General features: G+C 70.9%; 12 protein-coding genes. 5 read left to right on the top strand and 7 right to left on the bottom strand.

Translation table 11 applies throughout. The features are described 5' to 3' along the window. Positions 1–128 precede the first annotated feature (128 nt). Genes AB0C76_RS33675 through sdhC form a run of 4 tightly spaced genes read right to left on the bottom strand, consistent with a single transcriptional unit; the run spans position 129 to position 3,573 of the window. Positions 129–899, bottom strand: coding sequence for a succinate dehydrogenase iron-sulfur subunit (locus AB0C76_RS33675; RefSeq protein WP_329927597.1), 771 nt, complete (start codon positions 897–899; stop codon positions 129–131). Beyond that, positions 899–2,641: a succinate dehydrogenase flavoprotein subunit gene (gene sdhA, locus AB0C76_RS33670; protein ID WP_359972929.1), complete on the bottom strand. Its 1,743-nt coding sequence runs from the start codon at positions 2,639–2,641 to the stop codon at positions 899–901. The genes AB0C76_RS33675 and sdhA overlap by 1 nt, the downstream gene beginning before the upstream one ends. A gap of 51 nt (positions 2,642–2,692) precedes the next feature. Beyond that, positions 2,693–3,184, bottom strand: a complete 492-nt coding sequence (gene sdhD / locus AB0C76_RS33665; protein ID WP_359972927.1) for a succinate dehydrogenase, hydrophobic membrane anchor protein — start codon at positions 3,182–3,184, stop codon at positions 2,693–2,695. Between the two features lie 8 nt (positions 3,185–3,192). Further along, complete coding sequence (gene sdhC, locus AB0C76_RS33660; protein WP_218198520.1) at positions 3,193–3,573, bottom strand: succinate dehydrogenase, cytochrome b556 subunit; 381 nt, start codon at positions 3,571–3,573, stop codon at positions 3,193–3,195. A gap of 295 nt (positions 3,574–3,868) precedes the next feature. Between sdhC and AB0C76_RS33655 the strand changes: the two genes are divergently transcribed. After that, positions 3,869–4,600: a hypothetical protein gene (locus AB0C76_RS33655; RefSeq protein WP_359972925.1), complete on the top strand. Its 732-nt coding sequence runs from the start codon at positions 3,869–3,871 to the stop codon at positions 4,598–4,600. Between the two features lie 35 nt (positions 4,601–4,635). On the opposite strand, the gene AB0C76_RS33650 is transcribed toward AB0C76_RS33655, so the two are convergent. From AB0C76_RS33650 to AB0C76_RS33640, 3 genes are all read right to left on the bottom strand, one after another. Further along, positions 4,636–5,121 (bottom strand): 2-oxo-4-hydroxy-4-carboxy-5-ureidoimidazoline decarboxylase, encoded by a 486-nt coding sequence (locus AB0C76_RS33650; RefSeq protein ID WP_359972923.1) that lies wholly within the window; start codon positions 5,119–5,121, stop codon positions 4,636–4,638. A 296-nt stretch (positions 5,122–5,417) separates the two neighbouring features. Continuing rightward, on the bottom strand, positions 5,418–7,061 hold the full coding sequence (locus tag AB0C76_RS33645) for an alpha/beta hydrolase (RefSeq protein ID WP_359972921.1): 1,644 nt from the start codon (positions 7,059–7,061) through the stop codon (positions 5,418–5,420). 69 nt (positions 7,062–7,130) lie between these two features. Continuing rightward, positions 7,131–7,871, bottom strand: a complete 741-nt coding sequence (locus AB0C76_RS33640) for an SDR family oxidoreductase (RefSeq protein WP_359972919.1) — start codon at positions 7,869–7,871, stop codon at positions 7,131–7,133. 149 nt (positions 7,872–8,020) lie between these two features. On the opposite strand from AB0C76_RS33640, the gene AB0C76_RS33635 reads away from it, so the two are divergent. The 4 genes from AB0C76_RS33635 (at position 8,021) to AB0C76_RS33620 (ending at position 14,251) form a co-directional block, all read left to right on the top strand. Next, the gene (locus tag AB0C76_RS33635) at positions 8,021–9,610 is read left to right on the top strand and encodes a methylmalonyl-CoA mutase family protein (protein ID WP_359972917.1); all 1,590 of its coding nucleotides are present in this window, start codon (positions 8,021–8,023) and stop codon (positions 9,608–9,610) included. Between the two features lie 184 nt (positions 9,611–9,794). Continuing rightward, positions 9,795–11,048: an amidohydrolase gene (locus AB0C76_RS33630; RefSeq protein ID WP_359972915.1), complete on the top strand. Its 1,254-nt coding sequence runs from the start codon at positions 9,795–9,797 to the stop codon at positions 11,046–11,048. A 254-nt stretch (positions 11,049–11,302) separates the two neighbouring features. Then, positions 11,303–12,364 carry a BMP family ABC transporter substrate-binding protein gene (locus AB0C76_RS33625; RefSeq protein WP_359972914.1) on the top strand — a complete coding sequence of 354 codons (1,062 nt, stop codon included), beginning with the start codon at positions 11,303–11,305 and terminating at the stop codon, positions 12,362–12,364. Positions 12,365–12,586: 222 nt separating this feature from the next. Continuing rightward, positions 12,587–14,251, top strand: coding sequence for an ABC transporter ATP-binding protein (locus AB0C76_RS33620; protein ID WP_359972936.1), 1,665 nt, complete (start codon positions 12,587–12,589; stop codon positions 14,249–14,251). The last annotated feature ends 1 nt before the right edge of the window (position 14,252 follow it).

Below are 14,252 nucleotides of genomic sequence, written 5' to 3'. Positions count from 1 at the left end.
AACGCTCGGCTGGGAAACCCCAGCCGAGCGTCTGCATAAACTCATCGCGGCCTAGACAACCGACCACGTGTTGCAACGACCCCTAGAAACCGCCGATCGGACGGGGCCTTCGGACTGTCAGGCGGGGATCAGAAGCGGCGGGTGACCAGCGCCCGCTTCACTTCCTGGATCGCCTTGGTGACCTCGATGCCACGGGGGCAGGCCTCGGAGCAGTTGAAGGTGGTGCGGCAGCGCCACACGCCCTCACGGTCGTTGAGGATCTCCAGGCGCTGCTCGGCACCCTCGTCGCGCGAGTCGAAGATGAAGCGGTGCGCGTTGACGATGGCGGCCGGGCCGAAGTACTGGCCGTCGTTCCAGAAGACCGGGCAGGACGACGTGCACGCGGCGCACAGGATGCACTTGGTGGTGTCGTCGAAGCGCTCGCGGTCCTCGGCGGACTGCAGGCGCTCGCGGGTCGGCTCGTTCCCCTTGGTGATGAGGAACGGCATGACGTCCTTGTACGCCTGGAAGAACGGGTCCATGTCCACGACCAGGTCCTTGAGGACCGTGAGGCCCTTGATGGCCTCGATCGTGATCGGCTTCTCCGGGTTGACGTCCTTGATCAGGGTCTTGCACGCCAGCCGGTTGCGGCCGTTGATCCGCATCGCGTCGGAGCCGCAGATGCCGTGCGCGCAGGAACGGCGGTAGGTGAGGGTGCCGTCCTGCTCCCACTTGATCTTGTTGAGCGCGTCCAGGACGCGCTCCTTCGGGTCCATCGTGAGCTGGTAGTCGACCCACACCGGGTCCGGGTGCTCCTCCGGGTTGAACCGGCGGATCCGGAAGGTGACGGTGATCAGCTGAGTGGCACCGCTCTCGGCCGCGTCCAGAGCGGCCGAGTGCTCCACGGTCGGAGTGCTCATCAGTACTTACGCTCCATCGGCTGGTAGCGGGTCGTGACGACCGGCTTGTAGTCGAGGCGGATGGAGGTCGTGCCGTCGGCGGCGACCTCCTGGTACGCCATGGTGTGCTGCATGAACTTCACGTCGTCACGGGTCGGGAAGTCCTCGCGGTAGTGGCCGCCGCGGGACTCCTCGCGGGCCAGCGCGGAGACGGCCAGCACCTCGGCCAGGTCGAGCAGGTTGCCCAGCTCGACGGCCTCCAGGAGGTCCGTGTTGTAGCGGAAGCCCTTGTCCTGGATGGAGACGTTCTTGTAGCGCTCACGCAGCGCGGCGATGTCCTCGACCGCCTGCTTCAGGGTGGCGCCGGTGCGGTACACCATCGCGTTGGCGTCCATGGTCTCCTGCAGCTCCTTGCGGATCTGCGCCACGGACTCGGTGCCGGTGGACTCGCGCAGGCCGTCGACCAGCGCCTGCACCTTCTCGGCCGGGTTCTCGGGCAGCTCGGTGAAGTCCACCGTCTGCGCGTAGTCGGCGGCGGCGATGCCGGCCCGCTTGCCGAACACGTTGATGTCCAGCAGCGAGTTGGTGCCCAGGCGGTTGGCGCCGTGCACGGACACGCACGCGACCTCGCCGGCGGCGTACAGGCCGGGGACGATGTCGGTGTTGTTGCGCAGGACCTCACCCTCGACGTTGGTCGGGATGCCGCCCATGGCGTAGTGCGCGGTGGGCTGGATCGGGATCGGGTCCGTGTAGGGCTCGATGCCGAGGTAGGTGCGCGCGAACTCGGTGATGTCCGGCAGCTTGGCGTCCAGCTGCTCCGGCGGCAGGTGGGTGAGGTCCAGGTAGACGTGGTCGCCGTCCGGACCGCAGCCGCGGCCTTCGCGGATCTCGGTGTAGATCGCGCGGGAGCAGACGTCACGGGACGCGAGGTCCTTCATGACGGGGGCGTAGCGCTCCATGAAGCGCTCGCCGTCCTTGTTGCGCAGGATGCCGCCCTCGCCGCGGGCGCCCTCGGTGAGCAGGATGCCCATGCGCCAGATGCCCGTCGGGTGGAACTGGAAGAACTCCATGTCCTCCAGCGGCAGGCCGCGGCGGTACACCAGGGCCTGGCCGTCACCGGTGAGGGTGTGGGCGTTGGAGGAGACCTTGAAGAACTTGCCGGTGCCGCCGGAGGCGAACACGACCGACTTGGCCTGGAAGACGTGGATCTCGCCGGTGGCCAGCTCGTAGGCGACGACGCCGGCCGTCTTGCCTTCGTTGATCAGCAGGTCGAGGACGTAGAACTCGTTGAAGAACTCGACGCCGTGCTTGACGCAGTTCTGGAACAGCGTCTGGAGGATCATGTGGCCGGTGCGGTCGGCCGCGTAGCACGAGCGGCGGACCGGGGCCTCGCCGTGGTTGCGGGAGTGACCGCCGAAGCGGCGCTGGTCGATCCGGCCCTGCTCGGTGCGGGAGAAGGGCAGGCCCATCTTCTCCAGGTCGAGGACGGCGTCGATGGCCTCCTTGCACATGATCTCGGCGGCGTCCTGGTCGACCAGGTAGTCACCGCCCTTGACCGTGTCGAAGGTGTGCCACTCCCAGTTGTCCTCCTCGACGTTGGCGAGGGCGGCGCACATGCCGCCCTGGGCCGCGCCGGTGTGGGACCGGGTCGGGTAGAGCTTGGTCAGGACCGCGGTGCGGCTGCGCTGCGTCGACTCGATGGCCGCGCGCATGCCGGCGCCACCGGCGCCGACGATGACGGTGTCGTACTGGTGAATCTGCATGGGGGGTTAACTCGCCTCTGGCCTCTGCCGATGGTCGATGGTGCTCGCGGCTCAGATGTTGGGGTCGAAGGTGAAGATCACCAGGGTGCCCAGCAGCACGGTGAAGACCGTGGCGGTGCCCATGAGCCCCTTGAGCCAGAGCCGGGTCGAGTCCTTCTCGGCGTAGTCGTTGATGACCTGACGCATGCCGTTGGCGCCGTGCAGCATGGCGAGCCAGAGCATCGTGAGGTCCCAGACCTGCCAGAACGGCGAGGCCCAGCGGCCGGCCACGAAGGCGAAGCCGATCTTGGAGACGCCGCCGTCGAGCACCAGCATGATCAGCAGGTGGCCGAGGATCAGCACGACCAGGACGACACCGGACAGGCGCATGAAGAGCCAGGCCAGCATCTCGAAGTTGGTCCGGGTGCGGCGCGGCGTCTTCTTGGTCCGCTTGCGCGGCGGCTCGATGACGAACGCGTCGGCCGGATTGCCGGTGCCGAGGCCCTTGCCGGTGTGCGCCTGGTTGGAGGGGACCACCACAGCGTCGGAGATTTCCGTGGACATCAGTCAGCTCACTTCCCGAACCAGTCGACCAGCGTGTGCTGCAGGATCGGGTAGAAGGCGCCGGCCATCAGGACGACCCAGACTCCGACCACCGTCCAGAGCATCTGCTTCTGGTACTTCGGGCCCTTCGACCAGAAGTCCACGGCGACGACCCGCAGGCCGTTCAGGGCGTGGAACAGGATGGCGGCCACGAGGCCGTACTCCATCAGGTTCACGAGAGGAGTCTTGTACGTCTGGATGACGGTGTCGTAGGACTCCGGCGACACTCGCACCAGTGCGGTGTCCAGGACGTGGGCGAACAGGAAGAAGAAGATGAGGACGCCGGTGACTCGATGAGCCACCCAGCTCCACATGCCTTCCCGGCCGCGGTACAGCGTTCCAGCCGGCACGGAAAAACCCTCCGGAAGCGATTGGGGGCTCGGCCGGCTTCGGTGTCGGTCAGCCCGGCCGGGTACGGTCCTCCGGCCGCGAGCATCCTATCGACGCCGTCTCGGGAACCGCCTCCGGGGGCCCCAGGTGTGATCAATCAGGCACGACTGGCCTAGTTCGGCGGGAACCGGACCCTTATCGGGCACTTTGGGTGATCGGTCGATTGCGCTACGGTGTCCCATCCGCCGCCGCCGACACCCCTCCGAGGCATCTGTGCCGCATCGTCCCCGAGCGTCCGTCGTCCCCCTCCTGTGCGTGCTGGCGCTCGCCACGGGCTGCACCACGGTCGGCGGGCCGTCCGACGGCCGGGCCGTGCCGGTGCGCGAACTGTCCGCTGCCGAACTGCGGACCGCCGCGGTGACCGGCGCCGACCTCGGCACCGGCTACGCGGTGACGGTCATGGCGCCCGGTCACGGTGACACCGGGCAGGGCTCCGGGCGGGAGACGTCGGACGTCCCGGCCTGTCAGCCGCTGCTGGACGCCGTGGCACCCGGCGGCGGCGCGGGCCCGGGCACCGCCCCGCCCGGCGCGGGGCTGCCGTACGCGGAGACCGATCTGAGCGTGGCCCGGTCCGCCGACCCCGCGGGCGCGGCGTACGGCGCCCTGGTGGGCTACCGCTCGGGGCGGGCCGCGCAGGTGCAGGCGGAGCTGGAGAAGCTGTTCGGCCCGTGCGCCGTCTTCACCTCGACGGCGCCGCCGCCACCGGCGGAGCGGGGGAAGAAGGGGGTGCAGTCGACGCACACCCGGCACCGGCTGGCCCAGGCCGACACGCCCACGCCCGAGGGAGCGGACGCGGCGACCGGATTCACCCTCACGAATGAATCGGGTACGGCCGTGCTGTCCCAGCGGGCCGTGCTGACCCGGGTCGGTCCCGCGCTCGCGGTGTTCACCACCTTCGGCGTCTCCACCGAGCCGGCCGCGGCACCGGACGAGCGGATCGTGCGGCAGCAGGTGGCGAAGCTGCGGGCGGCCCAGGCCAGGAAGTGAGGGGCCGCCCGGACGGGTCGGCGGGGGCCGGCGGCTCAGTGCGCGCCGGCCTCCGAATGGGTGGCGACGAGGTGCTCCAGCCGGGTGAGGGCGATCCGGCGCAGCTCGTCGGCCGCGACCAGGCGCTCCTCGTCCGGCTCGTTGGCGAGCCGGGTGCGGATCGAGGAGAGCACGGTGTCGAGCATCTCCTCGGGCGCGACGCCCTCCAGGCAGACCACGAAGACGTGGCCGAACCTGGCCTCATACGCGGCGTGGGCCGCCCGCAGTGCGGTGTGCGCCGCCTGGCTGCCCGGGGCCCGCATGCCGAGCAGCGGCTGCGGCATCCAGCTCTCGTCCGCCAGGGCCTCGGCGAGGTCGGCCGGGCGGAGGTCGTAGGAGGCCTCGCTGGCGGCGGCCAGCAGGGACTCTATGTCGGGGTACGGCCGGTGGGCGGTGAGACGCAGGGCCCAGCGGTGGCTGCCGCAGCAGGCCAGCAGGGCCTCCTCGGCGGCGCCGGCGTCGGCCTCGTTGAAGCGGTGCAACCCGAGGAGGGTCGGCTCGGAGTTGGGGTCGAGCCGCTGTGACGGGATGTCGCTGGCCAGCGGGTCCTCCTCGTGAGGGCGGAAGGTGGCCGGTGAAGGGTCCGGGTGGAGCAGGTGAAGTATGGGGCTGCGGGACGGCGGCCGGCGCCTGTCGGGCAGCGGCTCAACGGTAGTTGAGCGATCATCAGTTGGGGAGGGCGCACGCGGATTTCATCCGAACGAGCTATCAAGTTGTGACGTTGACACCTTCGTGTCAGCGCCCTCCCCGTCTTCGTCTGCTAACGGGCCGCGGACGCTCAGGTGCAGCGCGTCCCGGCGGCCGGCATCGTGCCCGCGGTCAGGTAGGCCTCCAGGGCCTGGTCGATGCAGGCGTTGCCCTTGCCGAACGCGCCGTGGCCCTCGCCCACCCGGGTCAGCAGGGTGGCACTGGCGAAGCCCTTGGCCAGCGCCTCGGCGGCGGCGTACGGGGTGGCCGGGTCACCGGTGGAGCCGACGACCAGGATCGGGTCGGCGCCCTCGGCCCGGATGGTGTGCGGCTTCTCGGGGCTCTGGAACGGCCAGCCGTTGCACGAGGACTCGGTGAAGTCCTGCACGTCGACGCCCTTGGTGAGCAGCGGGGCCTGCTCCTGGAGCTGCTTGACGGCCTGCTGGGCGCGCTCGGCCGTGGGGGCCGGGGCGGAGCCGTCGGCGCAGGAGATCGCCGCGTGCGCCTCCTCCATCGGGGAGTAGTGGCCGTTCTCGTCGCGCTCGTCGTAGTCGTCGGCGAAGGCGAGCAGGACGTCGCCCTTGCCGTTCTTCATCGCGACGGAGAGCGCGACGCGCAGGTACTGCCAGGTGCTGTTCTCGTCGCCGTAGAGCGCGCCGCGCACGCCCGTCCAGGCGAGGTCGCTGCCGACCTTGCGGCCGTCCTTGGTGGGCAGCGGGTGGTCGCGCAGACCGTCCAGGAAGTCGGCGGCCTTCTTGGCGGCCTGGCCCGAGTCCTTGCCCAGCGGGCACTCGGCCGCGTGGTTGTCGACGCAGTCGGCGGCGAAGCGCTCGAAGGACTTCTCGAAGCCGGCCTGCTGCTTGACGACCGAGTCGAGCTCGTCGGCGGCGGGGTCGACGGCGCCGTCCAGGACGAGGCGGCCGGCGTTCTTCGGGAACTCCTCGGCGTACAGCGAGCCGAGGTAGGTGCCGTAGGAGACGCCCAGGTAGTTGAGCTTCTTGTCGCCGACGGCGGCGCGCAGCACGTCCATGTCGCGGGCGGAGTTGCGGGTGCCGACGAAGGCCAGCAGCTTGCCGGACTTGGCCTGGCAGGCGGCGATGAACTCGGCGTTCTGCCGGTCGGACTGGGCCTTGCGGGCGGCCGGGTCGAGCGGCGAGTCGACCTGGGCCTCGGCGTCGCGCTGCTTGTCGTCCAGGCAGGCGATCGGGGAGCTGGCACCGGTGCCGCGCGGGTCGAAGCCGACCACGTCGAAGCGGCTGTGCAGGGGGCCGGCGAAGTCCTTGGCGCCGTACTTGACCATCTCGACGCCGGAGGCGCCCGGGCCGCCGGGGTTGACCACGAGCGAGCCGATCCGCTGGTCGGGCTTGGTGGCCGGGTACTTGACCAGCGCGAGGTCGAGCGCGTCCTTGGCCGGGTCGGCGTAGTCCAGCGGGACGTGCAGCTTGCCGCACAGCATGGCGGAGACGTCGGCCTTGGCGTCCGCGGCCTTCGGGTCCGGCGGGCAGGGGGCCCAGGTGATCTGCTGGGCGTAGAAGGGCTTGAGCGCCGGGTCGTCCGCCCCGGTCGGCTTCGGCGCCGGGGTGGCCGTCGCGGTGGCGGCGGCGGGCGCCGGGCTGCCGGCGGCCTTGTCCTGGGCCGTCGGGGCGTTGTCGTTGCAGGCGGAGGTGAGGAGCAGGGTGCCGGCTGCCAGGGCGGTCAGCAGGACCCGTGGGCGGGCGGCCCGGTTGATGTTCATCGCACGTGTGTATCACTGCCGGGTGATGCCGTGGATCAACGGGTGCCGGGCTGCCCGCCGGGGCTCTGATCAGGCGCGATGCACCTTGTGGTTGGCGGCCTGGGCACGCGGCCGGACGACCAGCAGGTCGATGTTCACGTGCGACGGGCGGGTGACGGTCCAGGCGACGGTGTCGGCGACGTCCTCCGACGTCAGCGGCTCGGCGACGCCAGCGTAGACGGCCTCCGCCTTCGCCTCGTCGCCGCCGAAGCGGGTGAGCGCGAAGCCCTCGGACTTCACCATGCCGGGGGCGATCTCGATCACCCGGATCGGCTCGCCGCACAGCTCCAGCCGCAGCGTCGCCGCGATGGTGTGCGCGGCGTGCTTGGCCGCGACGTACCCGCCGCCGCCCTCGTACGCGGCCAGCGCGGCGGTCGAGGAGAGCACCAGGACGGTGCCGTCGCCGGTGGCTCGCAGGGCGGGCAGCAGGGCCTGCGTCACGTGCAGCACGCCGAGCACGTTCACCTCGTACATGGCGCGCCAGTCGGCCGGGTCGCCGTGCTCGACCGAGTCGGCGCCGAGCGCCCCGCCGGCGTTGTTCACCAGGACGTCGACCCGGCCGACCTCGGCGGCGAAGGTGTCCACGGCCGCCCGATCGGTGACGTCCAGGGTGAAGGCCCGGCCGCCGATCTCCTTGGCGAGCGCCTCGATGCGCTCGGTGCGCCGGGCGGTCAGCACCACGTCGAATCCCTCGGCGGCCAGCCGGCGGGCCGTCGCCGCGCCGATCCCGCTGCTGGCACCGGTGACCACGGCCACCTTCTGCTCGGTCATTGCCACTCCCTGGGGCTTGTCGGTGTAGGGGTACGCACTTCGGTCGTCAGTCCGATCATCTCAACCGCGTCGGCTCCCCGGTCTCCGGCCCGGCAGGCCCTACATTGCGAGCAACGAGCCCCAGCCCGCCGAGCCCCGTGGAGGGACCCATGGCAGCCGAGCCGCGCCGTGCCGAGTCAGGCTTCCCGATCGAGCCGCTGTACGGACCGGAGGCGCTGGCCGGGTGGGATCCGGGGAGCCGGCTCGGGAGGCCGGGGGAGTTCCCGTACACCCGGGGCGTCTACCCGTCGATGTACACCGGCCGGCCGTGGACGATGCGCCAGTACGCGGGCTTCGGCACCGCGGCCGAGTCCAACGCCCGCTACCGGCAGCTGATCGCCGGCGGCGGCACCGGGCTCTCGGTGGCCTTCGACCTGCCCACCCAGATGGGCTACGACTCGGACGCGGCGCTCGCCGCGGGGGAGGTCGGCAAGGTCGGGGTGGCCGTCGACAGCGTCGAGGACATGGCGGTGCTGTTCGACGGGATCCCGCTGGGCGAGGTGTCCACCTCGATGACCATCAACGCGCCGGCCGGCCTGCTGCTGCTCCTCTACCAGCTCGTGGGCGAGGCCCAGGGGGTGGCGCCGGCCCGGCTCACCGGGACGATCCAGAACGACGTGCTGAAGGAGTACATCGCGCGCGGCACCTACATCTTCCCGCCGGCCCCCTCGCTGCGGCTGGTCGCGGACGTGTTCCGGTACTGCCGGGCGGAGATCCCGCGCTGGAACACCATCTCGATCTCCGGCTACCACATGGCCGAGGCCGGGGCCGGTCCGGCGCAGGAGATCGCCTTCACGCTGGCCAACGGCATCGCGTACGTGCGCACCGCGCTCGCCGCCGGGATGGCCGTCGACGACTTCGCGCCCCGGCTCTCCTTCTTCTTCGTGGCCCGCACCACGCTGCTGGAGGAGGTCGCCAAGTTCCGCGCCGCGCGCCGCATCTGGGCCCGGGTGATGCGCCAGGAGTTCGGCGCCCGGGACCCCCGCTCGCAGATGCTGCGCTTCCACACCCAGACCGCCGGGGTGCAGCTCACCGCCCAGCAGCCCGAGGTCAACCTCGTCCGGGTCTCCGTGCAGGCGCTCGCCGCCGTGCTCGGCGGCACCCAGTCGCTGCACACCAACAGCTTCGACGAGGCGATCGCGCTGCCCACCGAGAAGGCCGCCCGGCTCGCCCTGCGCACCCAGCAGGTGCTCGCGTTCGAGACCGACGTGACCGCCACCGTCGACCCGTTCGCCGGCTCCTACGTCGTCGAGTCGCTGACCGACGAGGTGGAGGCCGCGGCCCTCGCCCTGATGGCCCGGGTGGAGGAGCTGGGCGGCGCGGTGGCCGCGATCGAGAGCGGCTACCAGAAGGCGGAGATCGAGCGCACCGCCTACCGCGTCCAGCAGGAGACCGACGCCGGAGAGCGGACGGTGGTCGGTGTCAACCGTTTCCAGCTGGACGCCGAGGAGCCGTACCAGCCGCTGCGGGTCGACCCGGCGATCGAGCGGCAGCAGGCCGAGCGCCTCGCCCGGCTGCGCGCGGAGCGTGACGCGACCGCGGTGGACCGGACGCTGAACGCGCTGCGTCGGACCGCCGAAGGAGGGGAGAACGTGCTCTACCCCATGAAGGACGCACTGGCGGCCCGCGCTACCGTCGGCGAGGTGTGCGACGCGCTGCGCGAGGTTTGGGGCACCTACGCGCCGGTGGAACGCTTCTGACTATCCGTCAAACAGGCAAGGGCCGTGACCGTCGCCCCGGGTGATCGTTGCACAGGACAAGCAACCCGGGGAAGGCGGCTGAAACGAGATGTCATACCCACCTGCTCGGCCGGTATGCGCCCATCCGGGGACTAATTTTCCGGAAGTCGGGCCAAAAACCCCCGACAGGCCTACGCTTGGGGAGATGAACCGTCCTGAGCCCGCTCAGCCGGGCGCCACTCTGGCCGCTGCCCGCCCCGCCGCCGAACTGCGCGCCCGGGTCAAGAGGCTCGAGCCCGAGCTGATCGCCTTCCGCCGCGATCTGCACCGGCACCCGGAGCTGGGCCGCCAGGAGTTCCGCACCACCGGCCTGATCCGCGACCGGCTGGTGGCGGCCGGGCTCGCCCCCCGGGTGCTGCCCGGCGGCACCGGTCTGATCGTCGACATCGTCCCCGCCGGGACGGCCGCCGGCACCGGGATCCTCGCCTTCCGCGCCGACATCGACGCACTGCCGATCGACGACGCCAAGACCGACGTCCCCTACCGCTCGACCGTCCCCGGCCGGGCCCACGCCTGCGGCCACGACGTGCACACCGCGGTCGTGCTCGGCACCGCGCTGGTGCTGGCCGACGCCGCCCGCAGCGGCGAGCTGCGCCGCCCGGTCCGGCTGGTGTTCCAGCCGGCCGAGGAGGTCATGCCCGGCGGCGCGCTGGACGTCATCAAGGCCGACGGGATGGACGGCGTCGAGCGCATCTTCGCCGTGCACTGCGACCCGAAGGTCGAGGTGGGCCGCATCGCGCTGCGCACCGGGGCCATCACCTCCGCCTGCGACCGCCTGGTGCTCCACCTGGACGGCCCCGGCGGGCACACCGCCCGGCCGCACCTGACCACCGACCTGGTGACCGCGATCGCCCGGATGGCCGCCGACCTGCCGGCCGCGTTCGCCCGTCGGATGGACCCGCGGTGGGGCGTCAGCCTGGTCTGGGGCCGGATCGCCTCCGGCTCCGCGCCCAACGTCATCCCGCAGCACGCCGAGCTGGAGGGCACCATCCGCTGCCTGGAGCTGGACGGCTGGCGCGAGGCGCCGGACGTCCTGCACGACCTGATCGCCAAGGTTGCCGAGACCTACCGGGCGAAGTGGACGCTCGACTACCACCGCGGGGTGCCGCCGGTGGTGAACGAGGCGGTCTCCGTCGCCCTCCTGGAGGAGGCCATGACGGCCCGGTTCGGCCGGGGCGGCGAGCAGGTGGTCGAGGGCACCGAACAGAGCCTGGGCGGAGAGGACTTCTCCTGGTACCTGGAGCACGCTCCGGGCGCGCTGGCCCGGCTGGGCGTCCGCGCCCCCGGCGACACCTCCGTCCGCGACCTGCACCAGGGCCGCTTCGACGTGGACGAGCGGGCGATCGGGATCGGTGCGGAGCTGTTCGCGGCGCTGGCGCTGGAGGCCCACGGGAGCTGACCCGCATCCGCGCATGTTCGGCCGTCGCGTGGCGGATCCGTCGGGATCCGGGGTTTTGGCGCTGTTCCGTAAACTGGAGCGCATCAGTTCCGGATCACCGTCCGCGCACGGGAAATGGGCCTCGGGGCGACCGTCAGACCACGGTTTGATAACAACCCGAATGCTCCGGCACCCCGTAACACAACCGTGTTCTACGCGCGTTACGGTGGCGTCCGACCACGCTAATCGGGTGCGTGTGAGAAGGAGAAACTCCCTTGCGCCGTTCAATGAAGCTCGCCGCGGTTGTGCTCTCGGGTTCCCTGGGCATGGCCTCGCTCGCCGCTTGCGGCGCAAAGAGCACTGACAACACCTCCTCCGGCTCGTCCTCCGACGGCGGCCTCAAGGTCGGTATGGCCTACGACATCGGTGGCCGTGGCGACCAGTCGTTCAACGACTCCGCCGCCCGCGGTCTCGACAAGGCCAAGTCCGACCTCGGCGTCTCGGTCACCGAGGCCGAGGCCAAGGCCGGCGAGGCCGAGGCGGACAAGGAGACCCGCCTCAAGAACCTGATCGACGCCGGCTACAAGACCGTCATCGCGGTCGGTTTCGTGTACCAGCCGGCCGTCAACAAGGTCGCCAAGGACAACCCGGACGTCAAGTTCGCGATCATCGACTCGCACGACGACGCCCAGCCGGCCAACGTCACCTCGCTGGTCTTCGCCGAGCAGGAGGGCTCCTACCTCGCCGGTGTGGCCGCCGCGCTGAAGAGCAAGGCCAAGCACGTCGGCTTCATCGGCGGTGTGCAGACCGAGCTGATCAAGAAGTTCGAGGCCGGTTACCGTGCGGGCGTCAAGTCCGTCGACCCGAACATGCCGGTTGAGGTCACCTACCTCACCACGCCCCCGGACTTCTCCGGCTTCGCCTCGCCCGACAAGGGCAAGGAGGCCGCGCAGGGCCAGCTCGACAAGGGCGCGGACGTCATCTACTCCGCCGCCGGCTCCTCCGGCAACGGCGCCATCGAGGCCGTCGCCAACAAGCAGGGCGCCCTGGCCATCGGCGTCGACTCCGACCAGGCCGCCCAGCCGGCCCTGGCGAAGTACAAGAACAGCATCCTCACCTCGATGGTGAAGAACGTCGACAACGCGGTCTTCGCCTACATCCAGTCGGTCAAGCAGGGTGCCCCGTTCACCGGCACCAAGCTCTTCGACCTGAAGGCCGACGGTGTCCAGCTCGCCACCACCGGTGGCAAGATCGACGACATCAAGACCCAGCTGGACGCCGCCGCCAACGCGATCAAGACCGGCGCCACCACCGTCCCGACCGCGCCCGCCCAGTAAGGCACCGCGCGGCCCGGACGTCGTAGCGGCTGCCGCCTGCCCGGCAGCGCGATGATGGGCACAGCAACACGGGAGGGGCCCGGCAGGGTGCGCTCAACGCGTACCCCCGGGCCCTCTCCCGTCCCCCCTCGCTTCCCCGTTCCCCCCTTTTGGCCCTCCCAGCGCAACGACGCGCCTCCAGACCACCAGGAGATCGCCATCACCGCATCCGATCCCGTCCCCCTGCGCAAGGACGGAACCCCCAGCGCGGGGACGGCGACAACGGCCGTCGAACTGCGCGGCATCACCAAGCGCTTCCCCGGCGTCGTGGCCAACCACGACATCAACCTCACCGTCCGCGGTGGCACCGTGCACGCCCTCATGGGTGAGAACGGCGCCGGCAAGTCGACGCTGATGAAGATCCTCTACGGCATGCAGAAGCCGGACGAGGGCACCATCGCGATCAACGGCGAGCAGTGCGAGTTCAATTCCCCGGGCGACGCCATCGCCCGCGGCATCGGCATGGTGCACCAGCACTTCATGCTCGCCGACAACCTCACGGTGTGGGAGAACGTCGTCCTCGGCGGCGAGAGCCTCTACGGCATCGGCGCCAAGGCCAAGGCGAAGATCAAGGAGATCTCCGACCAGTACGGTCTGGGCGTGCGCCCGGACGCGCTGGTCGAGGACCTCGGCGTCGCCGACCGCCAGCGCGTCGAGATCCTCAAGGTGCTCTACCGCGGCGCCCGGATCCTGATCCTCGACGAGCCCACCGCCGTCCTCGTCCCGCAGGAGGTCGACGCGCTGTTCGACAACCTGCGGGAGCTGAAGTCCGAGGGCGTCACCGTCATCTTCATCTCGCACAAGCTGCACGAGGTGCTCGCGGTCGCCGACGCGATCAGCGTCATCCGCCGCGGCACCACGGTCGGCGACGCGGACCCGAAGTCCGTGACCGCCCGCCAGCTCGCCGAGATGATGGTCGGCGCCGAGCTGCCCTCCCCGGAGAGCCGCGAGTCGACCGTCACCAGCACCGAGATGCTGAACGTCCAGGGCCTGCGGATCGCCAAGACCGACGCCGAGGGCATCGAGCGCGTCGTCCTCGACGACATCTCGCTGACCATCCGCAAGGGCGAGGTCCTCGGCATCGCCGGTGTCGAGGGCAACGGCCAGGCCGAACTGGTCGAGGCCATCATGGGCATGCTCCCGCTGGACGCCGGCACCGTCACCCTCGACGGCAAGGACCTGTCCGGCAGCCTCACCCGCGCCCGCCGCGAGGCCGGCATCGGCTACATCCCCGAGGACCGCCACCGCCACGGCCTGCTGCTGGAGGCCCCGCTCTGGGAGAACCGGATCCTCGGTCACGTCACCGAGAAGCCGAACTCCAACGGCCCGCTGCTCGACCCGGCCGGGGCCCGGCAGGACACCTGGCGCATCGTCCAGGAGTTCGACGTCCGCACCCCGGGCATCGAGGTCACCGCGGCCTCCCTCTCCGGCGGCAACCAGCAGAAGCTGATCATCGGCCGCGAGATGGCCCACGACCCCAAGCTGCTGATCGCCGCGCACCCCACCCGCGGCGTGGACGTCGGCGCGCAGGCGCAGATCTGGGAGCACATCCGGGTCGCGCAGCGCAACGGCCTGGCCGTGCTGCTGATCTCCGCCGACCTGGACGAGCTCATCGGCCTCTCCGACACCATCCGGGTCATCTACCGCGGCCGCCTGGTCGCCGACGCCGACCCGGCGACCGTGACCGCCGAGGACCTGGGCACCGCGATGACCGGTGCGGCCCGCGGCCACCTGGAGTCCGACCCGGAGGCCGTCGCCGCGGCGCAGGCCGTCGCGGCCGAGGGCACCACGGTCGAGGACGCGCACCCGCACACCGACACCGCCGACGACGCCGAGGCGGGGGAGTAAC

This window comes from Kitasatospora sp. NPDC048722 (assembly GCF_040650235.1).
Lineage (GTDB): Bacteria > Actinomycetota > Actinomycetes > Streptomycetales > Streptomycetaceae > Kitasatospora.
This window is presented reverse-complemented; position numbering and strand designations above follow the sequence as displayed.